Origin of the sequence: Rossellomorea sp. RS05 (assembly GCF_039822645.1) — a bacterium.
GTDB classification, from domain to species: Bacteria; Bacillota; Bacilli; order Bacillales; family Bacillaceae_B; genus Rossellomorea; species Rossellomorea marisflavi_B.
In genome coordinates this window covers 1-283 of sequence record NZ_JBDKWY010000031.1, presented here as the reverse complement: position 1 = coordinate 283, position 283 = coordinate 1, and the positions used below count along the sequence as shown (strand labels likewise).

Sequence of the window (283 nt, the reverse complement as noted above, 5' to 3'; positions counted from 1 at the left end):
ACTCTCCATAAAAAGTTTGAATAGCTCTTTTAAAAATAAATCTAGAATTAACGTTGACGTGTTTGTCTTGTTTTGTTCAGTTTTCAAGGTTCAAATGTTCGTTGCTTTTCTTGAGCAACTTAATCATCTTATCATGTTTTCAACCAAGTTGTCAACACTTTTTATGATTTTTTTGGTGGAGCCTAGCGGGATCGAACCGCTGACCTCCTGCGTGCAAAGCAGGCGCTCTCCCAGCTGAGCTAAGGCCCCAAAGAAAGTGGTCGGGAAGACAGGATTCGAACCT

1 tRNA gene is annotated in these 283 nt (G+C 41.0%); it reads right to left on the bottom strand.

Annotated features, from left to right (window positions below):
* Positions 1 to 173: 173 nt before the first annotated feature.
* A tRNA-Ala gene (locus ABJ225_RS22330) sits at positions 174 to 249 on the bottom strand.
* Positions 250 to 283: the final 34 nt, after the last annotated feature.